The organism is Nocardia sp. NPDC056000, assembly GCF_042269265.1.
Taxonomy (GTDB): domain Bacteria; phylum Actinomycetota; class Actinomycetes; order Mycobacteriales; family Mycobacteriaceae; genus Nocardia.
Genome location: NZ_JBHJXS010000004.1, coordinates 135,416 through 160,452, shown reverse-complemented (window position 1 = coordinate 160,452; position 25,037 = coordinate 135,416). Strand labels below are relative to the sequence as shown.

Annotated in this window: 32 protein-coding genes; 18 read left to right on the top strand and 14 right to left on the bottom strand. The window is 65.0% G+C overall.

Annotation, left to right across the window (positions count from 1 at the left end; all coding sequences use genetic code 11):
* Positions 1–433 precede the first annotated feature (433 nt).
* From ACFC4D_RS12815 to ACFC4D_RS12795, 5 genes are all read right to left on the bottom strand, one after another.
* A complete protein-coding gene (locus ACFC4D_RS12815; protein WP_376063657.1) occupies positions 434–985 on the bottom strand; it encodes an ATP-dependent Clp protease proteolytic subunit in 552 nt (183 codons plus the stop codon).
* Between the two features lie 119 nt (positions 986–1,104).
* Entirely contained in the window at positions 1,105–1,431 is a 327-nt protein-coding gene (locus tag ACFC4D_RS12810) for a helix-turn-helix domain-containing protein (RefSeq protein ID WP_376062880.1), read from the bottom strand.
* Positions 1,432–1,740: 309 nt separating this feature from the next.
* A complete protein-coding gene (locus ACFC4D_RS12805; protein ID WP_376062879.1) occupies positions 1,741–2,130 on the bottom strand; it encodes a nitroreductase/quinone reductase family protein in 390 nt (129 codons plus the stop codon).
* Positions 2,131–2,247: 117 nt separating this feature from the next.
* Positions 2,248–3,327 (bottom strand): hypothetical protein, encoded by a 1,080-nt coding sequence (locus ACFC4D_RS12800; RefSeq protein ID WP_376062878.1) that lies wholly within the window; start codon positions 3,325–3,327, stop codon positions 2,248–2,250.
* A 607-nt stretch (positions 3,328–3,934) separates the two neighbouring features.
* Positions 3,935–4,411 carry a DUF6228 family protein gene (locus tag ACFC4D_RS12795; protein ID WP_376062877.1) on the bottom strand — a complete coding sequence of 159 codons (477 nt, stop codon included), beginning with the start codon at positions 4,409–4,411 and terminating at the stop codon, positions 3,935–3,937.
* 275 nt (positions 4,412–4,686) lie between these two features.
* On the opposite strand from ACFC4D_RS12795, the gene ACFC4D_RS12790 reads away from it, so the two are divergent.
* The 3 genes from ACFC4D_RS12790 to ACFC4D_RS12780 all read left to right on the top strand — a co-directional run bounded on the left by ACFC4D_RS12790 (position 4,687) and on the right by ACFC4D_RS12780 (position 5,784).
* Positions 4,687–4,869, top strand: coding sequence for a hypothetical protein (locus ACFC4D_RS12790; protein WP_376062876.1), 183 nt, complete (start codon positions 4,687–4,689; stop codon positions 4,867–4,869).
* A 156-nt stretch (positions 4,870–5,025) separates the two neighbouring features.
* Positions 5,026–5,268, top strand: coding sequence for a hypothetical protein (locus ACFC4D_RS12785; RefSeq protein WP_376062875.1), 243 nt, complete (start codon positions 5,026–5,028; stop codon positions 5,266–5,268).
* Positions 5,269–5,424: 156 nt separating this feature from the next.
* Complete coding sequence (locus ACFC4D_RS12780) at positions 5,425–5,784, top strand: hypothetical protein (RefSeq protein ID WP_376062874.1); 360 nt, start codon at positions 5,425–5,427, stop codon at positions 5,782–5,784.
* 112 nt (positions 5,785–5,896) lie between these two features.
* Here the strand turns inward: ACFC4D_RS12780 and ACFC4D_RS12775 are convergent, their stop codons facing one another.
* Positions 5,897–6,247, bottom strand: coding sequence for a hypothetical protein (locus tag ACFC4D_RS12775; RefSeq protein WP_376062873.1), 351 nt, complete (start codon positions 6,245–6,247; stop codon positions 5,897–5,899).
* Between the two features lie 221 nt (positions 6,248–6,468).
* A complete protein-coding gene (locus ACFC4D_RS12770) occupies positions 6,469–7,092 on the bottom strand; it encodes a hypothetical protein (protein ID WP_376062872.1) in 624 nt (207 codons plus the stop codon).
* A 390-nt stretch (positions 7,093–7,482) separates the two neighbouring features.
* Here ACFC4D_RS12770 and ACFC4D_RS12765 point away from each other — a divergent pair, with 390 nt between their 5' ends.
* Entirely contained in the window at positions 7,483–8,148 is a 666-nt protein-coding gene (locus ACFC4D_RS12765) for a hypothetical protein (protein WP_376062871.1), read from the top strand.
* A gap of 68 nt (positions 8,149–8,216) precedes the next feature.
* On the opposite strand, the gene ACFC4D_RS12760 is transcribed toward ACFC4D_RS12765, so the two are convergent.
* Positions 8,217–8,351, bottom strand: coding sequence for a hypothetical protein (locus tag ACFC4D_RS12760; RefSeq protein ID WP_376062870.1), 135 nt, complete (start codon positions 8,349–8,351; stop codon positions 8,217–8,219).
* A gap of 144 nt (positions 8,352–8,495) precedes the next feature.
* On the bottom strand, positions 8,496–9,062 hold the full coding sequence (locus ACFC4D_RS12755; RefSeq protein ID WP_376062869.1) for a TetR-like C-terminal domain-containing protein: 567 nt from the start codon (positions 9,060–9,062) through the stop codon (positions 8,496–8,498).
* Positions 9,063–9,239: 177 nt separating this feature from the next.
* On the opposite strand from ACFC4D_RS12755, the gene ACFC4D_RS12750 reads away from it, so the two are divergent.
* Positions 9,240–10,400, top strand: coding sequence for an MFS transporter (locus tag ACFC4D_RS12750; protein ID WP_376062868.1), 1,161 nt, complete (start codon positions 9,240–9,242; stop codon positions 10,398–10,400).
* A 44-nt stretch (positions 10,401–10,444) separates the two neighbouring features.
* Complete coding sequence (locus ACFC4D_RS12745; RefSeq protein WP_376062867.1) at positions 10,445–11,266, top strand: alpha/beta fold hydrolase; 822 nt, start codon at positions 10,445–10,447, stop codon at positions 11,264–11,266.
* A 14-nt stretch (positions 11,267–11,280) separates the two neighbouring features.
* On the opposite strand, the gene ACFC4D_RS12740 is transcribed toward ACFC4D_RS12745, so the two are convergent.
* Both ACFC4D_RS12740 and ACFC4D_RS12735 read right to left on the bottom strand, forming a co-directional pair.
* Positions 11,281–11,640 (bottom strand): hypothetical protein, encoded by a 360-nt coding sequence (locus ACFC4D_RS12740; protein ID WP_376062866.1) that lies wholly within the window; start codon positions 11,638–11,640, stop codon positions 11,281–11,283.
* 91 nt (positions 11,641–11,731) lie between these two features.
* Positions 11,732–12,496 (bottom strand): ArsR/SmtB family transcription factor, encoded by a 765-nt coding sequence (locus tag ACFC4D_RS12735; protein ID WP_376062865.1) that lies wholly within the window; start codon positions 12,494–12,496, stop codon positions 11,732–11,734.
* A 136-nt stretch (positions 12,497–12,632) separates the two neighbouring features.
* Here ACFC4D_RS12735 and ACFC4D_RS12730 point away from each other — a divergent pair, with 136 nt between their 5' ends.
* The gene (locus ACFC4D_RS12730) at positions 12,633–13,439 is read left to right on the top strand and encodes an MFS transporter (protein ID WP_376063655.1); all 807 of its coding nucleotides are present in this window, start codon (positions 12,633–12,635) and stop codon (positions 13,437–13,439) included.
* A gap of 35 nt (positions 13,440–13,474) precedes the next feature.
* The gene (locus ACFC4D_RS12725) at positions 13,475–13,951 is read left to right on the top strand and encodes an MFS transporter (RefSeq protein ID WP_376062864.1); all 477 of its coding nucleotides are present in this window, start codon (positions 13,475–13,477) and stop codon (positions 13,949–13,951) included.
* Here the strand turns inward: ACFC4D_RS12725 and ACFC4D_RS12720 are convergent.
* Complete coding sequence (locus ACFC4D_RS12720) at positions 13,932–14,318, bottom strand: hypothetical protein (RefSeq protein WP_376062863.1); 387 nt, start codon at positions 14,316–14,318, stop codon at positions 13,932–13,934. The two genes, ACFC4D_RS12725 and ACFC4D_RS12720, sit on opposite strands and share 20 nt — an antisense overlap.
* A gap of 238 nt (positions 14,319–14,556) precedes the next feature.
* Here ACFC4D_RS12720 and ACFC4D_RS12715 point away from each other — a divergent pair, with 238 nt between their 5' ends.
* The gene (locus ACFC4D_RS12715) at positions 14,557–15,594 is read left to right on the top strand and encodes a YdcF family protein (RefSeq protein ID WP_376062862.1); all 1,038 of its coding nucleotides are present in this window, start codon (positions 14,557–14,559) and stop codon (positions 15,592–15,594) included.
* 59 nt (positions 15,595–15,653) lie between these two features.
* On the opposite strand, the gene ACFC4D_RS12710 is transcribed toward ACFC4D_RS12715, so the two are convergent.
* On the bottom strand, positions 15,654–16,238 hold the full coding sequence (locus ACFC4D_RS12710; RefSeq protein ID WP_376062861.1) for a dihydrofolate reductase family protein: 585 nt from the start codon (positions 16,236–16,238) through the stop codon (positions 15,654–15,656).
* Between the two features lie 120 nt (positions 16,239–16,358).
* Between ACFC4D_RS12710 and ACFC4D_RS12705 the strand changes: the two genes are divergently transcribed.
* Together ACFC4D_RS12705 and ACFC4D_RS12700 are read left to right on the top strand one after the other, a co-directional pair.
* Positions 16,359–16,700, top strand: a complete 342-nt coding sequence (locus ACFC4D_RS12705; RefSeq protein ID WP_376062860.1) for a DUF5713 family protein — start codon at positions 16,359–16,361, stop codon at positions 16,698–16,700.
* Positions 16,701–16,772: 72 nt separating this feature from the next.
* A complete protein-coding gene (locus ACFC4D_RS12700) occupies positions 16,773–17,429 on the top strand; it encodes a TetR/AcrR family transcriptional regulator (protein WP_376062859.1) in 657 nt (218 codons plus the stop codon).
* Here ACFC4D_RS12700 and ACFC4D_RS12695 read toward each other — a convergent pair.
* Positions 17,422–18,357, bottom strand: coding sequence for an alpha/beta fold hydrolase (locus ACFC4D_RS12695; protein ID WP_376062858.1), 936 nt, complete (start codon positions 18,355–18,357; stop codon positions 17,422–17,424). The two genes, ACFC4D_RS12700 and ACFC4D_RS12695, sit on opposite strands and share 8 nt — an antisense overlap.
* Positions 18,358–18,596: 239 nt before the next feature.
* On the opposite strand from ACFC4D_RS12695, the gene ACFC4D_RS12690 reads away from it, so the two are divergent.
* The 7 genes from ACFC4D_RS12690 to ACFC4D_RS12660 all read left to right on the top strand — a co-directional run bounded on the left by ACFC4D_RS12690 (position 18,597) and on the right by ACFC4D_RS12660 (position 25,033).
* Positions 18,597–19,421 carry an SDR family oxidoreductase gene (locus ACFC4D_RS12690; RefSeq protein WP_376062857.1) on the top strand — a complete coding sequence of 275 codons (825 nt, stop codon included), beginning with the start codon at positions 18,597–18,599 and terminating at the stop codon, positions 19,419–19,421.
* Positions 19,422–19,666: 245 nt separating this feature from the next.
* Entirely contained in the window at positions 19,667–20,419 is a 753-nt protein-coding gene (locus ACFC4D_RS12685) for an SDR family oxidoreductase (protein ID WP_364647814.1), read from the top strand.
* A gap of 52 nt (positions 20,420–20,471) precedes the next feature.
* Positions 20,472–21,233 carry a 3-oxoacyl-ACP reductase FabG gene (gene fabG / locus ACFC4D_RS12680; RefSeq protein WP_375957143.1) on the top strand — a complete coding sequence of 254 codons (762 nt, stop codon included), beginning with the start codon at positions 20,472–20,474 and terminating at the stop codon, positions 21,231–21,233.
* Between the two features lie 20 nt (positions 21,234–21,253).
* Positions 21,254–21,706 (top strand): MaoC family dehydratase, encoded by a 453-nt coding sequence (locus tag ACFC4D_RS12675; RefSeq protein WP_375957140.1) that lies wholly within the window; start codon positions 21,254–21,256, stop codon positions 21,704–21,706.
* The gene (locus ACFC4D_RS12670) at positions 21,706–22,737 is read left to right on the top strand and encodes a phosphotransferase family protein (protein WP_376062856.1); all 1,032 of its coding nucleotides are present in this window, start codon (positions 21,706–21,708) and stop codon (positions 22,735–22,737) included. The genes ACFC4D_RS12675 and ACFC4D_RS12670 overlap by 1 nt, the downstream gene beginning before the upstream one ends.
* A complete protein-coding gene (locus ACFC4D_RS12665; RefSeq protein ID WP_376062855.1) occupies positions 22,734–23,927 on the top strand; it encodes an acyl-CoA dehydrogenase family protein in 1,194 nt (397 codons plus the stop codon). Before ACFC4D_RS12670 ends, ACFC4D_RS12665 begins: the two co-directional genes overlap by 4 nt.
* Positions 23,924–25,033: an acyl-CoA dehydrogenase family protein gene (locus tag ACFC4D_RS12660; protein ID WP_376062854.1), complete on the top strand. Its 1,110-nt coding sequence runs from the start codon at positions 23,924–23,926 to the stop codon at positions 25,031–25,033. The genes ACFC4D_RS12665 and ACFC4D_RS12660 overlap by 4 nt, the downstream gene beginning before the upstream one ends.
* Positions 25,034–25,037: the final 4 nt, after the last annotated feature.

Genomic DNA, 25,037 nt, shown 5'->3' with positions numbered 1-25,037 from the left:
GGTGTGCACTGCGGAGGGCACCGTATCGAGTCGTCCGTACGATGACGCGGGCCGGGGGGACCTCCCGCCCGAGGGAGTCTGGGTGAGCGTCAGGGGTGATCGCACGTACGTTTACGACCTGGTCTACGCCGACGCTCCTGTAGCAACAAACTCCGAAATAACCGATTAGCGGCAGTCCGCACGGCCAGTAGCGGACGTTCCGGACACTCGGATCAGCACGGGCAGTTGATCTTCCGCCGCGCTGGCCACTTTCGGGCAGCGCGGTACGCGGCAACAGTGCGTTTGCCCAGGTTGGCTGTGTGCACTTCAGCCATGGCAATACCTGACGTGTTCCCGCGCGACGCGCTGTGCCCGTGGTGCTGCCGACGACGAAGGAGCACCCGCTCATCGCGATGGGTGCTTCCTTCGGATCGGCCGTTGACCGGTTCTGCGTTCAGCGCGACTGTTCGCGGGTTGCGGGGCCCTCGATCAACCCGTACTCCACTGCGGCGGAGGTGGTGAGGGCGCGTTGCTGCTCGAGGTCATGGCGGACCTGCTCCTTGTCTCGGCCGGTGAGTTCGGCCAGCCGGGTTACCAGTTCGCCGAACATGGCTCGCGCGTGGTCGAGTCGCGGTTCGACACGACTGAATCCACCCTCCAGATGCACCGACGGTTCCCGCAACACGAACTGCGCCGTTCTGTAGCCGTAGCGGTGCTTGCACGCCGCGAGCATTCCCAGCGCCGCCCCGGCGAGTGTGCCGCTCACGTAGGCGCTGACCGGTGCCCGAAGGACGTCCAGCACATCGGTGACCGTGCTGGCGTCGAGCAGATCCGCGTCCAGCCCATACATTTCGAGCCGGATCGGTTGGTCGCTCTCCGCGTCCAAAGTCAGTAACCGTGCGCACAACTCGGTGGCAGTGGCGGAGTCCAGGCGCCCATGCGCGAAAACTGTCCGCGGCGTCGCCGATGGCGCTACTGGCGTGTCCGGATGAGGGTCGATCCACACATGCGTGGAGGGCTGCGATGCCGGAACGGACTGCGGCTCTTCATGTTTGGCTGGATAGAAGGTGGGATACTCCGAGGGCCACGGCTGCCAGTGGGACGTGGGCGTGCTCGTCTCGATCCTCAAGACTGATCTCCGATCCGATTCGATTCAGCTGTCGCACTGGTCACGTGCGAGGTGATGCGGCTGCCGACTGCGGCGGCGTACCGATGCAAAGTCGAGGTCCGTACATCGACGTTCTCGGTCTCGAGCCGCGCGACCGCCGACTGCGAGGTCCCCATACGAGCGGCAACTTCGGTTTGAGACAACCCCGCCGCCCGCCGCCGCGCCGCCAGTTCGGCAATGAGCCGTGCCTGATCCTGCGACATCTTGCGTAGCGCCATCTCCCGGAACCCAGGCAGCGCCGGGAGATTGTCCTCGCCCGGCGACTGGGTTGCCTCCTCGTTCATACCTACAACGATATCTCATATTAGGTATATCGCTAGGTCTTGAACGATGCGGCTCGGCGGACTGACAAAGGGAACCGACGAAGTCACGTGATCAGCTGACACGAACCTCAGCACGCTCGTCGGCATGTGCACGCAGCGGAAAGCCGCTGTCGACCAACCAGGTTGGGCGGCTGACAACGGCGCGGGTCGCGGCAGAAGCGGACGTTGCGGTGGCCTGAGATCGACTCAGCCCGTTGACCCTCGACTTGCCTGCGAGTGGCCGGTTCAGCCATCGCAGTGTGCGGCACATGAGTGCGGCTGGTGAAGTCGCTATCGGGCGGGCCGCGCCTGCAGGTAGTCCGGTGCACCCGCGCCGCGCAACAACAGCCGCACGGACCACGGCGCCCAACGAAAGGTCGGGTCGGATCCGAGGATCGGCTCGACCATTGTGGCGGTTCGCCCATTCCACTCGAGCTCGAACCTGCCCGCCCTCAACACGTTGCGAACCCAGTCCGACTCTCGGCCATGGCTCAAGGCGATGCGATACCTACCGTGACGGATGAACACCGCCACCGGGCTTCGGTATTCGCGTCCGGTAACGCGCCCGTGATGCACCAGCACTGCCCAGGCAGGTACCCACTGCATCATCCGGAATGCCAGGCGGTTGACGACCCGACGCTGGAGGCGGGCCAAGTTGCGAGAAAACGGCACGATCTCCATGCTGCCTGCCTCGCTCGGGGCGGACCCTGGGGTGGCACTCGGTCGGCCGTATTGATCGAGGTCCACCGATGTCGCCTTCGACGGCACAGTCTCCGAGACGCTCAGTTTCGTCTCTGGTCAGGGGTTCTCTTCGAGGGTGAGACCGTAGTAGTCGACGCGATAGCCGGCCACCGATTGCGCGTGGTCGCTCAGGCTGAGGTTCCGCGGGGACGCGACGCCCAGGCCGCGCAGGGTGTCGACCATCATACGAGCCAGACCGGGACCGTCGACCTCGCCGATACCGAAATCGCCCGAGTGATAGTGGGATTCGATCCAGTGCTCGAGCGCGGCGGGCCGCGTGGATTTCGGAATCCATCCGAGGGAGGCGGGGTCGCCGATACTCGCGCCGAGTCCCTCGGTGTCGTACGCGACCTCGAGGCGCTCGCCGCATGCGATGTGGAATACGACGGGCCCCCGGGTGCCAGGCACCAGGGCATGAAAGCCCAGGTCCAGTTCTATTCCGAGCGCATGGGTTTCAGCGGGCAGGTTCCAGAGGAAAGCGGTGAGGGCGTGGAGGAAGACGTCCCATTCGTCGGTGTGCCACGCTCCCGGGAAGCCCAGGCCCGCGTTGGCGGGATCCCGGTTGGAGCCGAAAAAGCCACCGATGGCGTAGTTCTCGCCGTGGCCCTGCCTCCAGAACCAGTTCTCCGCCGGAGCGGTCGGCTGCAGCAGCAATTCAGGACCGTGCTCGCCGGCGCGCAATTCGAGGGTGTCCACCTGCTGACGCCAGCGGCGGAAGGGGCTGCCCCACCGCGGAGTCGAGTCGTAGAACGGACCGAGGTCGCCGTACGCCCCCATGATGGGGGCCGGGTCGAACTCTCGGGTCAGCGCCTCACCCGCCGCACGGAACGCGGCAGCCTTTCCGGCCGCTCCACCTTCCGGGACCGCGATGGGCACGTACAGCCCCACGTAGTCCTCACCCTCGTGCACATAGTCCTTCTCGAACCGGTCCACTCGCCGCAGCCGAGGTGCCCACTGCGGCAGGTGGTCCGGCCCCACACCCCCGATCAGCCGCACCCCGTCGGCGGTCTCCTGCCACTGCCATCCGAGCCCCGCCACCAGTCGCCGCAGCGCTGCCGTCTGCCAGCCACCGGTTTCCGCACCCCGTAGTTGCCGCGCAAGATCGACCACCCGCGCCGCGTCCCAACCCACCGTCATTCCGAACTCCCCGATTCGCTCCACATACGTAGGAGACCCTGCCATACCGGCCCGACAGACATCGACTCCGTGAGCGCTCGGAGGGGCTTTCACAGCGGTATGCTCTGCGGCTGCGCGACGCGAAATGCCCTGAGGGGCTGCCGCATTCGCGCTAGGCGATCACGACGCGCGACAACCCGCCTCCGCTGCGAGATGCCGAGCCGATCCCTCGATGGTCGGGTGGCCCCCTAAGATCCATGTGGCCACAAGGCATCTCAGGGCCGTCGCAGTGTCCGCACATGTCGCATACAGCGATGACCGAATCGGCCAGATCCCTATGTCAAGCTCAATGCTGACGTCAGATTCCACCGATACGACATCCGGCCGGTTAGAGGTGATGTCAGGATTCACCGATCAACGACGTCCGGATTCGCCGATGTAGCAACCGAGGCTATCGCCCAGAATCAACATACGCAGCTGGATTTCCGACCGGCTCGTCGGCCGCAGTGGCCCGGTCATCGGCAGTTCAGTACGTTCGGCCCGGCCGAGATCGCCTCGGCACGTTGATGTTCAGCCCTGCCGTGTGGCTCCTCTGAACAGCCCGTAACGCGGCAATTGCGGATATGCGCTACCGGCGGTGTTCAGCGTCGTCGGGTAGAACGAATCGATGGATGGCAGCTGCGAACTGTCGCAACTGCTCACCAGCTTCCAGGTAAGTCACGACCGTCGCGGCCCAGGAAAGGGATTCGCCCAACTGACGGGTCAGGCTCCAGTCCAGCTGAACATGTCCCAAGGTCAAGTGTCGCGCCTCGATCCGCAGCTCGTGGTCCATGCTCTCCCACGTCCGGATCCCTTGCCAGCCAGCGAAATCCCGCTCCAGGCCGCTGATGAATCCCGGGAGTGAGCGGCCAGCGACGTAATCGAGGATGAGTCCACGCATCGACGCCACCATCCCATTCGCAGACAACTCCACGCACACCGCTACGTTGTCGTCGCTGTATGGAACGGTGCGGTGCCACAACCGCACCCCGGTGCCGTCGGGCCGGTCCATGAGCTCGATGGCCTCATCTCGATCGACCATCTCACTCTCGAATTCGCAGGTCACCGGTCGAGGCTAGCGACTCGATTGCGGTCCGCAGCGAAGGAGTCGGACGACACTCACACCATCTCGTTGCGTGGTGGATCTGCGCCATCCAACACGTGCAGCGGCGGCGCTGCGGCTGTCCCGAATCGAGCGGTCAGCGGCAATTGAGTACGTTCAAACAGGCTGCAGGCGGCGGGGCTCGGTGTCTGCGCATGCACGGTGAATCGCCTGTGATCAGGAAAGATTAAGACATATGTGGTGAATCGCGTGGGCGAAACGGTGAGGAGTGCCGAGTGATGTCACAGCAAGCTTTCCGTGTTGCCACCGGAGTGTGCCTGGTCGTTGTCATTCTCGGTGTTCTGTTGTCCAAGCTGATCACTGTGGAATCCAGCGGCATCATCGGATGGACGCTGGCGATGATTGCACTCGTAGTTTGGTTCGCCTTGGCCATTATGAGGTTTCGATCATCCGACCGCTGACCGTCTGACAGTGCCCGCCATTCGACAGTTCAGTGCGTTCGAGCTGGCAGCGTGGGCGCTGATCAATCATGCGCGAGACATGCAAGTGTCCGTTGCGACTCCGGACGGCGGCCGATCACGGGACAGACAGCAATATGCCACAGGAGGAGTATTTCGGTGAGTAAAGCTGCCCTCAGGCAAGTAACGCATATTTCGGACGACGAATATCTCCTCGTCTTCGATCAAGACGGATTCGAATTAGAGGTGGTGTGCAATATCGACATCCGCGGAGGCATTCCTTCGGCGGCTTTTACCCCAGCCAACCTGGTGACTTTCGGGCACCTGGGCGACACGCGACCGATTGTAGCCGTAGTTCTAGCCCTGAAGCGTGCGCGCGATAGCTCTACTGATTCTGATTAGGCAACACCGGCCGGTCCGATGCTGCGGAGGTCGCTCACCGTCGAACACGCTCAGCGGCATGACAGGACATCGAAGCTCTTGCCCGGTGTGGTGTGTCTGCGTCGATCAGTCATCGGTGGACGAGACGATGGCAGCAACAGGCTGGGAGGAGCGCACATGTACCGGGAGTTCGTTGTCCCTCATCAGGACGAGTTCATCCAGGAGTTGGGTATCGAGCTCGAAGCAGCGCACTCCGCCGGGAGCGAGACGGTGCGGCTGGTGAAACTCGAACTCGGTCCCGATGATCATGTGGAGTTCTCGTACGACGTCATGGGCATCTCGGTGCGCTTCCGCCGGGTCACCCGCGGCGCTGTGGTGACCGATATCTTTCGGGAGGCAGCCACCCGGCTTTCGATCGGCTGGGTCGGTGAATCACGCCAGTTCGTCACCGAGTTCAACACGGATTCACTGCCGGGCAGGCTCGAGATTACGGTCGGCGAATCGGTGGAGATCCTCGATCAAATGCTGTTCGTCTGACCCAAGGTGCTCAGAACCTCGAAGCCAATGGCCGGAGCCAACCGACGGGATCGGGTTCCTCACGCCTCGCGGTGACCGGTTCGATCAGCGCGGAACGCGGCAGTAGCGGATGCTATTCCGCGAGCAGCATGCGGGCTTGTTCGATCAGGGACTCCGGCGGCGGTCGGTCCTTGTAGGACTGTCCCACCTGTATCCCATAGGCGTACACGACGATCGTGTTTGCGTTCATGACCTGCTCACGAGCGGCGGCAGGCCGGACCTCCCTGTAATGAACGGTGCCGAACACGATGTCGGAGTATTGATTCCAATGAGCGATAGCATGCCGACCGCAGAGATAGCTTTCCCGGTCACTACTCCGGTACTCGATGACGACGACCGGGTTGCTACAGGTGAAGTCCTCGAGCACCCTCCACTGTTCGGACGGATCGGTGTAGGAATCGAATTCGATCCAGGTGGAAGGCATGTCGTGGCACCTCTGGTCGCGCAGTGCGCTGGTTTCCAGCGCTGAAGAACAATCGGCTTGTTGGCATTTGTTGTTTCTCGAGCTGCTCGCTCATCGGCATGAGCGCGCACTTGATTGCGCTATAGCCAACTCTGTGGTGTTGGCCAAGGTCGCGGTCGTAGGCATTGAGGTGTCTGGCGATCTTGCGCGGCAACCGTTGCGGCGCTCCAGAATCGGATTCCCTAATTGAAGGGGGGTGCGGTCGAGCTGCTCGGAGTACGCGCTGATGCGTTGAGGCACCACCACACCGCGCCCGCGAGTATCAAGGCGGGTGAGACGAGCGGAATTGCCGCGGCGAGGGTGAAGTCGGCTTTGACGAAGGCATGGGCACCGAGTTCGGCATGGGTGACATCGCGGGCGTCTGTCCAGATCAAGACGAAGGCGATCAGGCAGACCGCCTGGGCACCGACCGCCTGGAGGCAGGCGAGTATGAGCAGCGCGCCGAGTTTGGCACGGGTCTGGACTCTTTCGACCAGCAGAGTCGCCGCGAGCAGCAGCGCCGCCGATCCCGCGAGCACCAGCCACACTCCGGGCGTGCCCAGAACCTCGGCGGATTTGAACTGGGAGTAGTCGGCTTTCTTGTCGGGATAGTTCACCAGCGGTACGTACAGCCCGAACAGCGTTCCGAAACTACCCAGCCCCAACACTATTCGACCTAGCGTCCGCGCTTTCTCCCCGTCCACGGTCGGCGGGGTGTTGGTTGCGCGTTCCTCGTCATCAGTTGGCACATGCCGAGTCTGCCAGCCCGCACCGTCCCACAGGGTGAACCACGTGCGGGGCGGGGTTTGGGCGGTTTGGCTCAGCAAGTCATAACACCACCCATTCGATGTCAGCGCCGGGTGGAGTTCCGGTGTCGAATACCAGGCAGCTCCACCATTTTCGCGGGGTCGACGTGCCTACCTGCGCCCCATCCACCCGGACACCGCATCCCGGACAGGCCAGGTAGGCGCGTCGCAGCGATCCCGCAATGGCGTGAGTTGTGTTGCTGCGGGAGCCCTTCTGGCGTTGTTGTCAGGTGAGATCGAGCGCGTTCAGATCGATCGGATGGTCCGCGGTGAATTCTGTTAGCGCCGTGTCGATCTTGCGCGCGCCTCGCGCACCGACTGCGGCGTACTGACCAAGTGCAAGGGGATTCGCGTGGTGCCCGGGTGCTGTTCGCTGCGAAAGCTGGGGTGCTCGATGGCAGGGTCTTGTGCATGGGTATCTGGACCGACCAATTCCTCGCCCCGTACGAGGCACAGCTGCCGGCGGCGGAGAAGTTCGCTGACTTGGCGGCCAACATGATCCGCTTCCAGGTGGCACGCGCGCCCTGGACACTCGTCGCCGGAAGCCTGTCGGCCAACGCCGAACTGCCCTACGGTGGGATCCTCGGCGACATCCGATGGAGCATCCGTGACGGTTCGTTGACCGTCGGTGGCGAACGGGCCACCGACATCACCGAGCGCTCCGAGTGGGAGGACGCCGAGCCTCCGCCGTGGGGAACGGCCATCGAGGCGGGCCGGGTGCTGGCCACTGGGACCGACCCGGCAGAAATCGCGGCCGCGGTCGCCGCCGCCCCGTACGGCGGGGAGGACATCGCCATCGTCTTCGACGAGCTCGATTTCACCAATACTGATGTGCTGAACCACTTCTGGGACGAGGACAGCCGGATCCAGCTGACCTGTTTCGCCTTGGCCCGCCCGCAACAGCGGCCGTTGTGGGCCAACGCGCTCGGCGATCCGGACGGCGGACCGGCACATACGGTGCAGACGTTCGTGTCCGTCGGCTACAAGCACGGCTACGACGTGCCGTGCCCGGCGATCGCGAAAGCCGTGATGTTTGTGCTGGGCCCGGGCCTGGTGATCGGCCGGACGATCAGCTGAATATCGCTTCGGTGCGGGTGGGTGCTTGTCCACTTCGACCACGACGGCGTTGACATCCCCTGCTGGGCCTACTTATCGCAGGTCCCTGTTGCGGCGCCTTCGAGTCCCTGGGCCATTCCGATTTGTTGCGCCTTGGACAGCTGTGTCCAGTCGGGGGACTTCTGCACCTCGTCGAGCAGGCTCTGGACGCTCGAGTCTGCCAAGTACGACGGACCATTGGCTTCACGTGCGGCCTTGACGGAAGGGTCCACCCGCACCGCGTCGAGTTGATTCCCCGTCCCATCGCAGTGGCTGAAAGCGTCAGAACCTATGGGGCACTACAGAGTTCGATGTCAGTTCGGCGAAAATCAGTCCGGGAGCAGGGTTGCCACCAGGCTGCGAGTCCATTCGGGGGTGAGGGGATAGTCGGTGAAGACGGCTCGGTAGTAGAGGGGGGCGAGGATCGCGTCGGTGGTGCGTTCCAGGGTTGGGGGGTGGTTTCCGCGGGCCTGGTCGCGTTCGAGGATGGCTTCGAGTTGTTGCTGGCGTTCGCCGCGGCAAGCGGCGGCACCCTGTTCGCCACCGATGCCGATGGTGGCGCGAACCAGGGCGAGGGTGTCCGGGTCGGCGAGATCTTTGGCCAGGTCGAAGGCGTAGCGTTCCAGGTCGCCACGCAGTGTTCCGGTGTCGGGAACGACGATGTCGCCGGAGAAGCGGCTGGTCGCGACGTCGGCGAGGAGTTCGCCGACCGAACCCCAGCGGCGGTAGACCGTGGTGGGGTGCACGCCTGCGCGCGTTGCGATGACCGGGATTGTCAGTAGTTCGCCTGCGCCGTCGGTGATCAGTTCTTCCACCGCGCGATGGACGGCCGCTCGTACCCGGGCGGATCGGCCGCCGGGTCGGCTGGCGGATTGAGTGGGCGTCAGGCTGGCCATACAGCCATTATCGCATTGATCGTTGCTTTTTTATTGCAGCGATCGATGCGTTTGCAGTAGCATCGGCAGCGCTAACGCAACGATCACTGCGAGGAATGCATGTCTGTCGATTCTGCTGAAACCGCATCGCCTACCGTCGAGTCTCACCCTGCATCCAGGCGAGGCACATTCACGAGCGTGGCCGCGATCCTGGTCCTCTTCCTTGCCGCATCCAGCGCCCCTTCCCCGATTTATGTGATCTACCAACAGAATTGGCAGTTCACCGCGTGGGTGCTGACCGTCGTGTTCGCCCTCTACGTCTTCGGGTTACTGGGCTCGTTGCTCGTGGTCGGAGCACTCTCGGACCATCTCGGTCGCCGCCCGGTGCTCGCCGCGGCGATCGGCCTGGAGTTGGTCGCTCTTGTGTTGTTCCTGGTCGCCGGGAACATCTACGTCTTGGCCGTCGCCCGGGTATTGCAGGGGATCGCGACCGGGGCGGCGACCACCACGTTGAGCGCCGCGCTGGTCGATCTCGAACCCGCACGCGGACGGGCCGGAGTCGTCACCTCGGTGGCTCCACTGACCGGACTCGCTTTCGGTGCGCTCGGCAGTGGCTTGCTCGTCGAATTCGGGCCCGCGCCAACACGACTGGTATACATCGTGCTGCTGGTCGCGATGCTGGCTGCCGCGGTGATTGTCGCGCGGATGCCGGAGACCTCTCCGCGCCGCCCGGGTGCCCTGGCCTCGCTGCGCCCGCGGATCGCGATGCCCGCGCACCTGCGCGCCGACATCATCCCGGTGGTTCCGGCGATGATCGCGACCTGGGCCTTGGCGGGCATGTATCTCTCACTCGGGCCGTCCGTCGCGGCCGAGTTGTTCGGGCTGCGTAGCCATTTGGTCGGCGGCGCTGTCGTGACACTGCTGGCGGGCGCCGGCGCGCTCGCGATCTTCCTGCTGCGTTCGCGTTCCGCGGCGTGGCTACTGGGGCCCGCGTCCGTGCTGCTCGGGTTCGGGACCCTGCTCTCGCTCGCCGGGGTGGTCGCGGAACTCGCTTGGCTCGCCGCGGTCGGCACCGTGGTCGCGGGGGTTGGTTTCGGCGCGTGCGTGTTGGCGACATTCGGCACGTTCGCCCGGATCGCCCGGCCGCATGAGCGCAGTGCCGTGTTCGCATTGGCGAACATCATCAACTATCTGGGCAACAGCGTGCCTGCCGTCCTGGGCGGCATCGCCGTGACAGTTGTGGGACTGCGGACCGCGACGGTGGGCTATGCGCTCGCCATCGTGGCAATCACGTTCTCCGCCTTCGTTCTTCGGTTGAACCAGGTCAGGATGACAACCGCTGTCGCTCCGTGCACCTGAGCCGTCAACCCATGCGTAATCGAAATTCAGTACGAGGAGAGACTGTGACAACAGCACACCGGATCAAGAACCACCGCGAGGTTCAGCGATCGGAGCACACGACCATCCGGTACACGGCCAGCGGTCCGGTCACCGGGCCGACACTGGCGTTGATTCACGGCTGGGGTTGCGCCCGAAGCGATTTCGATGCGGTGACCGACCACCTACCCGAGAACTACCGGGTCCTGGCGATCGACCTGGCCGAGCACGGCGAATCCCGCTCGACGCGCACGGAGTGGACCATGGCGGAGTTCGCCCGCGATGTGGCCGCCGTGCTGGAAGCCGAGTCGGTCGACTCGGCGGTGGTGGCCGGACATTCCCTCGGCGGTGCGGTCGCCGTCGAAGTCGGCCGACTACTGCCCGAGGTGGTCACCCATGTGGTCGCACTCGATGCGCTGCACTACCTTTCGCTGTTCCCGGCGCAGAGCGACGACCAGGCCGCAGCGATGGTGCGTCTGTTCGAGGACGAATTCGCCACGGCGGTACGGGGTCTGGTCGAGGGCGGCTCGCCGGACGGGACCGATCCGGCACTGATGGACGCGTACTTCGAGAAGATGGTCGCGGTGCGCCAGCCCGCGGGTACGCGCGCCATCGAGGGTCTGATCCGCTGGGACATGGACGCCGCGTTGCGCGAAACCAAGCAACCGATCACCGTATTCGCGATCCGTGATCTGGTAACCCAGGCCGCGATCGACCGTTACGCGGACCGATTCGAATTCGTCCTCAACGACCTGGGTAGCCACCACTTCCCCGTCGAGGCACCCGAGGGCACCGCGAAACTCCTTGCGTCCGTGGCCATCCCGCAGGCATTCGCTGACTGCAGCTAGCTCGACGACGTACCCTATGGAGCGCGCTTGGTGAATCGGACGCCGTTGAACGTGTGGGTGCAGCACGCACACTGAGGATCCAGACTCGATTCATTGATATCCGGATTCACCACTTGCAGCGTTCCGTCCGAGTCGACATACAACCCGCTGTAATACGTCGACTCACCGATCCGCACATAGTCCCGACGGTCGAACTCCTGCACCGCCACGAGCCAGAAAATCGGTTCAGTCGTATCGAGCCGGGATTTCGCCTCGGCGAACGTCGCCTCCCAGCTCGAACCGACCCGCGAGAGCAGGAACCTGAACAGCGGCGTGTAATCCCGCCCCCGACCGGTAGTCCGTCCCATACCCTCGTGCGTCACATCGGATTTCACGGTCGGCTTGGTATTGCGCCGATGCCGATACTCACCACCGCGTGGGCGTGACCCCCGCGCGGTGGTGTTGTCCTTGCGATACAGCGGCGCCTTATCCACACGCCGAGCCTATGTGGGTCAGCGCGCTCAGCCCGTCTTGCCCCTGCGGGGTGATGCGAATGCTGCGCGGGGTGTTGCCGCGGATGATCCAGCCGAGTTTGAACAGCCGGGTGGTGATCGCGGTGCCGAGGGGACCGGCGAGGTGGTGCGCCTGTTCGGTCCAATCCACGCAGTAGCGCAACGGCCGGGTGGTGGACAGCAGGTGGGGCGGAATCCCCCATGCCGCGAGTGCGTCCGCACCCGCGGGACTGAGTACGTAATCGGTTCCCTTCCCAGGCGCTGAAAGCCGGTCCTGGCTGGTGTCGGGGTGGTGGAGTCCGTCGCCTCCGGTGACCCATCCGGCATCGAGAAGCTGGCGGAACAGGGCGACCCCGGCACCGCCCGCGAGGTGGTGATAGCAGGTGCGGGCTGTGCGGAGCGCGGCGGCGCGCGTGTGTTCGCGCAGGGACGTGACCGGGGTGCGCGGCGCGAGTTTCGCGAGGGCTTCGAGCACGCCCTCGACCTCCCCGTTGGCAAGCCGGTAGTAGCGATGGCGGCCTTGCTGTTCGGCGGTGACGAGGTCATGGTCGAGCAGCAGCGACAGATGATTGCTGATCGTGTAGGCGGCAACACCGGCTTCCTCGGCGAGACGCCCCGCCGGGAGTGCGCGGCCGTCGGCCAGCGCCATCAGCACGCGCGCGCGGCGCGGATCGGCGAACGCGGAAGCCAGCCGAGCGATGTCCGGCTCGCCCTGCGGATCGTGCGGCATAGAGGACATGCCTCGATGCTAGGCGCGAAATACTTCGATCCACGGTGAAGTGTTTGCGACCCACAATGCGGTCATGACTGGAAATCCTGTCCGGTGGCCGCTCACTCTCGCATTGTGCGGCGGCTATTTCCTCGTGCTTTTGGACGTGACAGTGGTGAATGTCGCGCTCCCGCAAATCGGTTCGGGTCTCGCAGCAAACGGTGCGGGACTGGCGTGGGCAGTGGATGCGTATTCGTTGCCATTGGCGGCGCTGTTGCTGGCATCCGGGGCGATTGGCGACCAGCTCGGTCACCGTCGAGTCGTGCTGCTGGGCCTGGCAGGCTTCGGTGGCGCATCGGTGCTGTGCGCGCTGAGTCCGACCATCGGTGTGCTGATCGCGGCGCGAGCGCTCCAGGGTGTAGGGGCCGCGTTGATGCTTCCGGGAACGCTCGCATTGCTGGTGGAGAACGCCGCAAACGAGAGTGCGAGAAATCGGCTCGTGGGCGTGTGGGCGGCGACCGGCGGTGCGGCGCTTCCTGCCGGTCCGGTGATCGGCGGACTGCTGGTCCAGGCCGCGGGGTGGCGCGCTGTGTTCTGGCTCAGCGTGCCGGTCGTCGTTCTCGCTCTGATACCCGTGCTGCGGCTCCACCGCTCCCGTCCCGCTACGCCCCGAAGCGACACCGTCGACTGGGGTGGGACGGCCCTGCTGGTGACCGGGCTCGCGTGCCTGGTGAGCGCGATCATCCAAGGCCCGAGCTTGCCGTGGCTAGGCGCGACGTTGGGCACGATTGCCGCAGGAGTTGCGGTGTGGTTCATCGCGGTGGAACGGCGAAACTCGCACCCGCTCCTGTCCTTTCCGCCCGGCGCGCGAGGTGCGCTGACCGCAGCGCGTGTGGTCGCGGGAGTGATGAACCTGTGCGTGCTCGGCGGCCTGTTCCTACTTACGCAGCTTTCCAGAATGTCCGCGGGCTGAGCCCTTTGGCGGCAGGCATTGCGACATTGCCTGCAATGTTGCCCCTACCGCTGCTCGGCGCTCTGGCCGGTTGGCTCACCACGCGTATCGGCGTGTGGCGCACCAGTGCACTAGGTCTACTCATCGCCGCAGCAGGTTTCGCCGGCATCGCCGTGATGATCAACGGCAACAGCTACCCACTCCTGTTGGCCTTCATGGCGGTCTGGGGTTCGGGCCTCGGAATTCTGACCCCGGCCATCGTCGCCGCCGCACTCCGCGCCGCGCCCGACTCCCCCGGTGCCGCCTCCGGCGCGAGCAACACCAGCAGACAAACCGGCGGCGCACTCGGCGTCGCGATCTTCGCCGCCATCGCCGGACCGGCCACCGGCACGAACTTCACCGCGCACTCCGCCGGTTTGTTCATTGCGGCCGCGGCCGCCTTCGTCGTCATCGGCGTATTGCTCGGAACCAACGTGAACCACAGGTCGCCCAACAGCGCTCCGCCCCTTACAACTATCCCCCGGAACGGCTGATCTCGTTCAGTAGTTTTATCGCCCGCTTGATCTTCGGCATATCGGGAACCATTGCGACATAACCGCAGTTCCGGATATGCAGGAGGAAATTCGCCTGCACCGGCACACCGTATTCCTGAAGGTAGTATCCGATCTCCAGGGGCCAAATCCACTCTCCATCGGTGTGGAAATTCATCGGAACAGCTCTGCCACGGTTGGGATCGACGAGGTCGAGAGATCTTCTTCTCGCCCCCATGACGAACCCGCCGCCGTCCAGAAACTGTTGAATCCGCTGCCGCTCTTCCGGATCTGAAACGGTCGTACGCTCGGCTGAGAGAACGGGCTTCCCCGACGGATCGATCCCGTCGAAGGTATCCGCCAACTTCATGTCTACGATTCTGTCTCTCCTGCCAGGCCTGCTCGGTGTTCCGCGATAGCGGAAACACGTTCCGAGAGAAGGGTATCGAAGCCGCACCGGGTCAATGCGATTGCCTCCCGGGCGCTTTGCCCGGTTTTTGCCCTTCGAAGATCGGTGGGTTTACCCCAGGGCGGATCGGGAATCGACTTGGTGTCGGTGACAGGCACCGATGCTGTGGTTCCGGATCGGCAACGAATAGGGAGGACTGATGATGACCGCAGTGTTGCTGTCCATCGGTTTGTTCTTGGTGGCTCTCGGGGCTTTTCGCATGAAGCGGGAACCGCGCCGATTGTCGACGGGGTGGGTGCTGCTGGCGGCGGCACTACTGCTCGCGGCCGGATCGGCCGCGCTGGTTGTCGATGTCGCCGCGATCTCGGTGACCGTTCCGCAGATGGCGTGCGCGGGCGCATTCGCGCTGTGCTGCATCGGTATTGCGTTGGTGGCCAACGGGTTCACCGTGATGCGACGTGAGGGACGGTCGTTGACCACGCTGTCCCCCGTGGTGGTCGGTGCGGGCCTGGTGGTGTTGGGTGTCGTGATCGCCGCGATCGGGATCGCTGTGCCCGTGCCGACGCCGCTGACCGCGCTGGCCATGATCGTATGCGCCGTAGGCGGTTACCTTGTGCTGCACCTGGTCGCGTTCGGCGGGTACGCGCTGCTCTACGGCACGCTTCGCACTCGACCGGAGGCCGACGCGATTGTGATCCTCGGTTGCGGGCTCAACGGCAGGTCTGTCACTCCCCTGCTCGCCGCTCGCCTGGACCGGGGAATCACCGCCTATCACGCCGCGTCGGCCGAGGGCGAACCACCGGTGATCGTGACGTGCGGTGGCCAGGGCGGTGACGAAGGCACCTGCGAAGCCGATGCCATGGCCAGGCATCTCATGGACCACGGCATCCCGGCGCATGCCATTGTCCGCGAACGCTATTCGCGAAATACCGAGGAGAACATCCGGAACTGCCTGCGCCAGCTCGATATTCGCGGCATACCGGCGCACAAGATCCGAATGATGGTTGTCACCAGCGATTTCCACGTACTCCGCACCGCGGCACTGACCCGGCGTGCCGGAATCGACGCTCGGGTGGTCGGCTCCCGCACCGCCCGATATTTCGTCCCGGCCGCGTTCCTGCGTGAGTTCGTCGCGGTGCTGACCACGCATTACCGGCGCACCCACCTCACCACCGCCGCGCTCACGCTTGCCGCGTTCACCGCGGTGGCCGCCGAGGCCGCGCTTCCACCGCACTGAACCGAGCACGCCGAGGATGCCTGCAACCGGGCCGCACGAGTCGATCGTGCGGCCCGTTCTCATCGCCTCGTCTCGTAGCGGGTCATCATCACACCGCCCGGAAATGTTTTGCTCTGCACCAGATTCAGATTCACCCAGTTGTCCAGCGCGGTGAAGAACGGCGTGCCGCCACCCACCAGCACCGGATGGGTGACGATCACGTACTCGTCGATCAGCCCGGCCCGCATGGCCGCCGCGGCGAGCGTCGCGCCGCCGATATCCATCGGCCCCGCGTCCTCGGCCTTGAGCCGGGTGATCTCGGCGACCGGGTCACCGGCGACCACGCGGGTGTTCCAGTCGACCGCGCTGAGCGTCGAGGAGAACACCACCTTCGGCATATCCCGCCAGCGCCGGGCATACTCGATCTCCGCCGGTGTGGCCCCGGGCTGCTGGTCGGCGGTCGGCCAGTGCGGACTCATCGCCTCCCATAGCTTGCGCCCGTACAGCGACAGGCTCGTCGCGGCCACCCGGTCGGACCAGAACTGGAACAGTTCATCACTCGGCGGGGAGTCCGGCCCGTCACCCCCGCTCCAGCCGAGGTCATCACCGGGCGCGGCGATATAGCCGTCCACGGTCACATTCATTCCGAAGGTCAGTGTCCGCATGCGTCATGCCTCCCGTGAGTTGATCTCCAAAGTACAGACGGACCGGTACTGCACATCGAGTTGTATGTCGGTGCGCTCCTGCATGATCAACGCACACTCAGTTCTCGCGGATGGAGCGCCATGGCGATCACGAACCAGCAGGTGGTGGAGCGTACGTTTCTGCAGCCACTGTATGCGGACCCGTACTTTCCCGATCATGTTCTCGACAAGGGCACAGCGATCCTGCTGCGCCTATGCGAGCGGATCGAGGCCGAGCAGCCTGCGGATCTCACCGCCCTGTACGCACTCACCTGGTCCGCGACCGAGGAATTCAACCTCCTGGAAGAGGAGTTCGAGGCCGCCGGTAGCGAGATCGAGACCGTGGCGCGGGAGGAGATCGCCGAGGACTTCTCCTTCGTCGCCTCGGCCTACGGCTTCGCGGACGCCGACGCGGAGCAATTGATCGCCACCCGAGACTGGTGAGCGCGATCCACCCCGGTGATACGGTTGCCACCTCGATGAATGTCCGTTGATTGACAGGTTGTGAGCTGATTGGTGGCCGAATCCGTTGCTGTCGAAGGCGAATCCGGGCGGGTGGGGCCGCGGACTCGGCGAGGGGTGCGGACTCGGGGGGCGTTGATCGCGGCGGCTCGGGAGGTGTTCGAGCGGGACGGGTATCTCGATGCCCGGATCTCGGATATTTCCAAGGCGGCGGGGATGGCGTCGGGATCGTTCTATACCTACTTCGACAGTAAGGAAGAGATTTTCGCGGCGCTGGTGGAGCAGGTGCAGGATGAGATGCTGCATCCGCATTTGCGCGAGCGCAGCGGGGTCACCGATGCTCGGACGCTGATCGAGATGGCCAATCGCGATTATCTGTTGTCGTACAAGCGCAATGCCCGGTTGATGGCGTTGTTCGAACAGGTCGCGCACGTCGATGAGAATTTCCGGCGGATGCGGGTCGAGCGAGGCAAGGCGTTCGTGCAGCGCAACGCGCGGATGATTCGCGCGCTACAGGAGTCGGGGCAGGCCAGCGCCGAGCTCGATCCCACGATTACCGCGCATGCGCTCTCGGCGATGGTGAGCCGGATGGCCTACACGGTTTTCGTTCAGAATCAACGCATTTCGTTCGAGAAGCTGGTGGCGACGCTGACCCAGCTGTGGATCAACGGGCTGCAACTGACTGCGCCTTCGGACGACGCGGTCAGTTAGAGACTTCGCGGGCGAAATCGATCAGCGCCGCGCTCACTTCGGTCGGACGCTGCTGCTGAATCCAGTGGCCCGCGCCCTCGAGAATGATCGAGCCACGCAGATCCGTCAGTACCGCAGACATTTTCGCCAACGGCGTGAATTGAATGACCGGATCAGCAGAGCCCGCGATGAACAGCGACGGCTGGGTGACTTTGGTGTCGGCGAGATGCTCGGTGCGTTCCCAGCTGCGATCGAGATTGCGATAGTAGTTGAGCCCGCCGGTGAACCCAGTCTTCGTGAAAGTCTCTACGTAGTAATCGAATTCGGCAGGGGTGAGCCACGGAGGCAATGGCGGCTCGGCCGAGTCGGTGTCCAGGAACGTGCGCGCGCTGAGCACCTCGTCTTGCAGCAGGGTGCGCCGCACATCCGACGCGAGGACCTTATCCGCGACACCGGGCTCTTGAAACCACACCATATAGAACTCGTCACCGAGCCGCGATCGCAGAATCGACACCGGCGGCCCGGACGAGCGGGGTGTGGCCGGAACGCTCAAACCGGCGACCGCGCGCACACGATCGGGATAGGCCCGCGCCAGCTGCCACACCACCGACGCGCCCCAATCGTGGCCGACGAAGATCGCGTCCTCGATACCGCGGGCATCGAGCAGCCCGACCAGATCCGCGCACACGGTCAGAAGGTCGTAGTCCTCGATCCGCTCGGGCCGCGAACTCCCGCCGTAGCCGCGCATATCCGGGGTCAGCGTGCGAAATCCCGCGTCGGCGAGCGCGAAAACCTGGTGCCGCCAAGAGAATCCGAGTTCGGGGAAGCCGTGGCAGAACACGACCGGCACACCGTCGCCGTGCTCGACGACCCGCAGTTCGATGCCATTGGCCGCCACCTGGGCGCTGCCGAGCCCTTGCCAGTCCTGGAGTAGATCTCGTGCGGTCACGGTTGTCCTTCATCTCGCGTCTGAGCCAGGGGTCCGGAGTGGGACTCACGCTATGCAAAATTGACGCCGAGTTCAACTACGGGATGAATCGCTTTGTGTCACAAGCCTTTCGATCACGATCTTTGCCACTCCCCCATCCCGGGACTCTTGAACGCGGGCGCGCGGGCGAGTAGACAGACGAGATCATCGACTCGAACCCGGCACCGGGTTCGAGCATCCGACTCGACAGAGGAGTACTCGTGCAGGTCGCGGGAAAGATCGCGGTGGTTACCGGTGGCGGCGGCGGAATCGGCGGTGCACTGGCCGCACGGCTGGTACGCGAGGGGGCACGGGTCGTGGTCGCCGATCTCGATGCCGACGCCGCATCGAGCGTGGCCGCCGCCATCAACGAGAGCCATCCGAAATCGGCCATCGCGATGGGCTCCGATGTCTCCGATATCGCGCAGATCGAAGCACTGATCGCCCGCGCCGAAGCCGAATTCGGCCCGGTCGACTTCTACTTCGCCAACGCCGGTGTCGCCGGACCCGTCGGAATCGGCGACGACGACGCGGCCTGGGCGACCACGATCGACGTCAACCTCCAAGCCCATGTGCGCGCCGCGCGCCTGCTGTTGCCCGGCTGGCTCGAACGCGGCGAAGGCTATTTCGTCAGCACCGCCTCGGCGGCTGGCCTGCTCACCCAAATCGGTTCGGCCGCATACTCGGTCACCAAACACGCGGCCGTCGGCTTCGCCGAATGGCTGTCGGTGACCTATGGCGATCGCGGCATCCGGGTCAGCTGCCTGTGTCCGATGGGCGTGGAGACCGCACTGCTGCGTGCGGGCGAGAATTCCGGCGACGCGCTCGGTGCGGCCGCGACTCGCGCGGTGACTTCGGCGGGTGCGGTGCTCACCCCGGACGAGGTCGCCGAGATCGTCCTCTCGGCGATCGATGATGAGCGATTCCTGATCCTGCCGCACCCCGAGGTGCTGGATATGTACCGCCGCAAGGGCGGCGACTACGACCGCTGGCTGTCCGGTATGCGCCAGTACCAGCAGCGCCTGCTGGATAGCGCCACCTCCTGAAAACCTGAATCCGGATTCGACATACCGGATATCACCGCTGGTGGGCGCGCTACGCTGGCATTCATGTGTCGCGAGTCACAGCACGGACCGCACCGCACACCCTTGACCCGTGAGGCCTGCGTCACGCATGGTTTTCATGACTTACCAAGCGCTTAGTAATCGACTCCGAGTCGGTGGCGCTGACAACGCGCGGCGGGTGCACGACCACCCGGTCCGGATCGCCCGACCTCCGAAGGGACCACTCTGTGAACAGATTCGACGGCAAAACGGCGATCGTGACCGGCGCGAGCCGGGGCATCGGCTTGGGCATCGCCCAGCGCCTGGTGGACGAGGGTGCGAAGGTCGTGATCACCGCGCGCAAGCAGGAGGCGCTCGACGAGGCGGTCGCGAGCCTCGGCGGCCCGGCCCATGCGCTGGCCGTCGCGGGCAAGTCCGATGACATCGCCCATCAGGCCGATACCGTCGCGCGCGCCATCGAGACCTTCGGCAGCGCCGATCTGCTGGTCAACAACACCGGCATCAATCCGGTCTTCGGCCCGATGGTCGAACTCGATCTGGCCGCGGCCCGCAAGATCGTCGAGGTGAACTGCCTGGCCGCGCTGTCGTGGGTGCAGCAGATCTACAAGGGCTGGATGCATGAGCACGGCGGTGCGGTCGTGAACATCTCCTCGGTCGCGGGCACCAAACCCGCCCCCGGCATCGGCTTCTACGGTGCCAGCAAGGCGATGCTCACCCACATCACCCAGGAACTCGCGGTCGAACTCGGTCCCGATATCCGGGTCAACGCCGTCGCCCCGGCCGTGGTCAAGACCAAATTCGCCAGCGCGCTCTACGAAGGCCACGAAGCCGAAGTGGCGGCGAACTATCCGCTCAAACGACTCGGCGTCCCCGAGGATATCGGCGGCGTGGTGGCGTTCCTGCTGTCGCAGGACGCGAGCTGGCTCACCGGACAGCTGGTGGTCGTCGACGGCGGCGTCACGCTGACCGGCGGCGTCTGAATCCCCTGAACACTCACTTTCCCCCTGCACACTCACTCGAGGAGAGAACAGTATGAGCACACCGACCCAGCGGATCGCGATCGTCACCGGAGCCGCGCGCGGTATCGGCGCGGCCGTGGCCCGTCGCCTGGCCGATGACGGCCTGGCCGTGGCCGTCCTGGATCTGGACGAAAACGCTTGCAAGACAGTCGTGGACGAGATCGTCGCCGCCGGTGGCCGTGCACTCGCCGTCGGCGCGGACGTCTCCGACGAGACCGCGGTCGCCCAGGCCGTGGAACGCGTGGCGACCGAGCTGGGAGCGCCGACGGTTCTGGTCAACAACGCGGGCGTGCTGCGCGACAATCTGCTTTTCAAGATGTCCGTCGACGACTGGGACACCGTTATGAACGTGCACCTGCGGGGGTCGTTCCTGATGTCGCGCGCAGTGCAGTCCCACATGATCGATCAGAAGTGGGGACGCATCGTCAACCTGTCCAGCACCTCGGCGCTCGGTAATCGCGGTCAGGCGAATTACGCTGCGGCCAAAGCGGGTTTGCAGGGCTTCACCAAGACGCTCGCGTTCGAGCTGGGCAAGTTCGGTGTCACCGCGAACGCCATCGCCCCCGGTTTCATCGAAACCGATATGACCGCGGCCACCGCCGCGCGCGTGGGTGTGCCGTTCGAGGACTTCAAAAAGGCTGTGGTGGCAACGATTCCGGTCGCACGCGCCGGACAGCCCGAGGATATCGCGCATACCGCCTCCTTCTTCGTGAGCGAGGGAGCGGGCTTCGTCTCCGGCCAGGTGATCTACGTGGCCGGCGGACCCAAGAACTGAATCGGGAAGGACCGCAAGCGATGAAGACTTTCGATGGCCTGGGCGAATTGGAGAAGGCGGTCGGCACCCATCTCGGGTACAGCGACTGGCACACCATCACCCAGGAGCGGATCAACCTCTTCGCCGATGCGACCGGGGATCACCAGTGGATCCACGTCGACCCCGAGCGTGCGGCCGCAGGGCCATTCGGCACCACGGTGGCGCACGGATTCCTGACGCTGTCGCTGCTGCCGATGCTGGCCGGGGAGGTCTACACCGTCGAGGGTCTGTCGATGGGAGTCAACTACGGCGCCAACAAGGTTCGCTTTCCCGCACCGGTTCCGGTGGGTTCGCGGGTGCGCGCGGGCGTCGAGCTGATCTCGCTCACCCCTGCGAGCCTGGGGTTCCAGGCGGTCAGCAAGGTGACCGTGGAGATCGAGGGCGTGAGCAAACCGGCCTGCGTGGTCGAGAGCGTCGCGGTCCTGGTGCCGTGATGAGTTCAGCCGAAACCTCGCTTCCCGGTTTGGATCTCGATCGGCTCGCCGACTGGCTGGCCACGCATCGGCCGGATCTGGCCAAGGGGCCGTTGCAGGGACATCTGATCGCGGGTGGGAAATCCAATCTCACCTATGCGATCACCGATGGCACAACATCATTCGTGCTGCGCAGGCCGCCGCTGGGCCATGTGCTGGCCACCGCGCACGATATGACCCGCGAACACCGGGTGATCAGCGCGCTGGCCGAGACCGATGTGCCGGTGCCCGATACCTACGCACTGTGCGAGGACACCGACATCATCGGTGCGCCTTTCTATTTGATGGAATTGGTGGCCGGGACGCCGTACCGCAGGGCACGCGAGTTGGAAGCTCTGGGTCCCGAGCGCACAGCCGTGATCTCCACCGGTTTGATCGATACGCTCGCCGCATTGCATTCGGTCGATCCGGCCGCGGTCGGCCTCACCGATTTCGGTCGGCCCGAAGGCTTTCTGGAACGGCAGGTGCGACGCTGGAAGAAGCAGCTCGACGCTTCGTATTCGCGAGAGCTGCCCTCGGCCGTCGAGCTCCATGAGCTGCTCGCCGCATCGCAACCGCCGCAATCACCCGCACGGATCGTGCACGGGGACTACCGCCTGGACAATGTGCTGGTCGATGCGAGCGATCACGTTGCGGCAGTGCTCGATTGGGAGATGGCGACCCTGGGCGACCCGCTCACCGATATCGGCCTGCTGCTGGTCTATCAGCGGATGGGCACGCATCGCATTCCCGGCGTCACCGATGTCGCTGCGGCACAAGGCTTCCTGAGCGAATCGGACATGCTGGATCGCTACGCCCAGCGCGCGGGCCTGGACCTGTCGCACATCGGGTTCTATGTCGCGCTGGCCTCGTTCAAGCTCGCGGTGATCGCCGAGGGCATTCACTACCGCTATATCCACGGCCAGACCGTGGGCGCGGGTTTCGACAATATGGGAGACATGGTGGACCCGCTGCTGCGTGCCGGGATCACCGCGCTCGGAGAGAACAGATGACCAATCCCGAAGCGGTACGCGAGGATCTGCGCCGGCGCGTAGCCGCCTTGCTCGCCGACAATGATCCGGCTACCACCGATCCGGTGACCTTCCACCGCGCCCGCTTCGATGCGGGGCTGGCGTGGGTGTACTACCCCGAAGGCGTGGGCGGGCTCGGCCTGGATCGCGAATTGCAGCCTTTCGTCGATGCCCTGTTCGAGCAGGCCGGTTCACCCGGCAACAATCCCGAGCTCAACGGCATCGGGCTCGGAATGGCCGCGCCGACGATCCTGGCCTACGGCACTCCCGAACAGCGGCAACGCTATCTGCGCCCGCTCTGGGCCGGGGAAGAGATCTGGTGCCAGCTGTTCAGCGAACCCGGTGCCGGATCGGATCTGGCGGCCGTGAGCACCCGCGCGGTGCGCGACGGCGATGACTGGATTGTCAACGGGCAGAAGGTCTGGACCTCGGTCGCGCATAAGGCGCAGCGCGCGATTCTGGTGGCGCGCACCGATCCGAATCGCTCGAAACACGCTGGGCTGTCGTATTTCATCTGCGATATGACCGATCCGGGTGTGGACGTGCGGCCGCTGCGCCAGCTCACCGGTGAGGCCGAATTCAATGAAGTCTTCCTCACCGATGTGCGCATTCCCGATGCGAACCGGCTCGGCCAGGAGGGTGAGGGCTGGCGGGTAGCCAACACCACCCTCAACAATGAGCGCGTGTCTATCGGCGGCCGTCCGGTGCCGCGCGAGAGCGGCATCCTCGGCGCGGTCACGCGGACCTGGCGCGCTCACGCGGACAAGCACACTGCCGACCTGCATGATCGACTGCTGCGCCTGTGGGTGGAGTCCGAGGCCGCGCGCCTGGCCGCCACCCGGCTGCGCCAGCGCGTCGCGGGCGGGCAGCCGGGTCCGGAGACCTCGGCGCTCAAACTCTCGTTCGCGCGAATCAACCAGCAACTCAGTGGATTAGAGCTCGAACTGCTCGGCGAGGACGGGCTGCGCTACGAGGACTGGACCATGGTGCGCCCCGACCGCGTCGATTTCGCGGGCCGGGACGCGGGCTACCGCTATCTGCGGGCCAAAGGCAATTCGATCGAGGGCGGAACGTCGGAGATCATGCGCAATATCGTCTCCGAACGGGTGCTGGGGCTGCCCGGCGAAGCGCGCGCGGACAAGGACATCGCCTGGAAGGACCTGATCCGATGAGCGAGGACATCCTGCTGCTCGACACCGATGTCGAGACGGCGCTGCGCGGCGCGGTGCGGAGTCTGCTGAATGAGCGGTGTGATTCGACGGCGGTGCTGGCGGCCTATGCCGGAGATCGATCGCTGTCGCGTTCGCTGTGGAAGACGATCACCGCGGAGCTGGGATTGGCTGGGTTGCTGATTCCCGAGAACCGCGGCGGCGCAGGAGGTTCGGCGCGCGATGCCGCGGTCGTGCTGGAGGAGCTGGGGCGTTATGTGGCTCCGGTGCCGTTCCTGACCAGCAGTGTGATCGCGGCGACCGTGCTGCTCGCGGGCGATTCCGAACTCGTGGGTCAGCTCGCCTCAGGTGAGCGCACCGCTGCGCTGCTGGCACCGTTCTCGGCGTCGACCGTCGAGCAGATTCCTGCCCTCGTCAAGGATGCCGAGGGCAGGCTGTCCGGGCGGGTGACGAGTGTGGCCGGAGCGCTGGATTCCGATGTGCTGCTCGCGGCCGTGCAGACGTCCCAGGGCACCGAGGTGCATGCCATCGAAACCTCGCTGGTGTCGGTCGAACCGGTGGTCTCGCTCGATATGACTCGGCCCCTGGCCGATATCACCGTCGATTCCGCTCCCGGGCAGGTCGTCGTGGCGGCCGGAGCCGGATTGCCCGCGCTGCGTGTGGGTTTGGCGACCGGTGCGGCGTTGCTGGCGTCCGAGCAGGTCGGTCTCGCGGCCTGGTGCCTGGACACCACGGTGCAGTACCTGAAGGTGCGGCGGCAGTTCGGGCGGGTGGTCGGTGGCTTCCAGGCACTCAAGCACCGGCTCGCCGATCTGTACGTCGAACTCGAATCCGCGAGTGCGGCAGCACGATACGCCGCCGGTGCGCTCGCTGAGAATGATCCCGACGCCGCGATCGCCGGTGCGGTGGCCGCAGCATACTGCGGTGAGATCGCGGTGCACGCCGCCGAGGAAGCGGTGCAGTTGCACGGCGGCATCGGCATGACCTGGGAATATCCGGCCCATCTGTATCTCAAGCGCGCCAAGGCCGATCAGATCGGGCTGGGCAACCCCGCCTATCACCGATCGGTGCTGGCCGAGCTGATCGACCTGCCACTCGGACGGGACTGACACC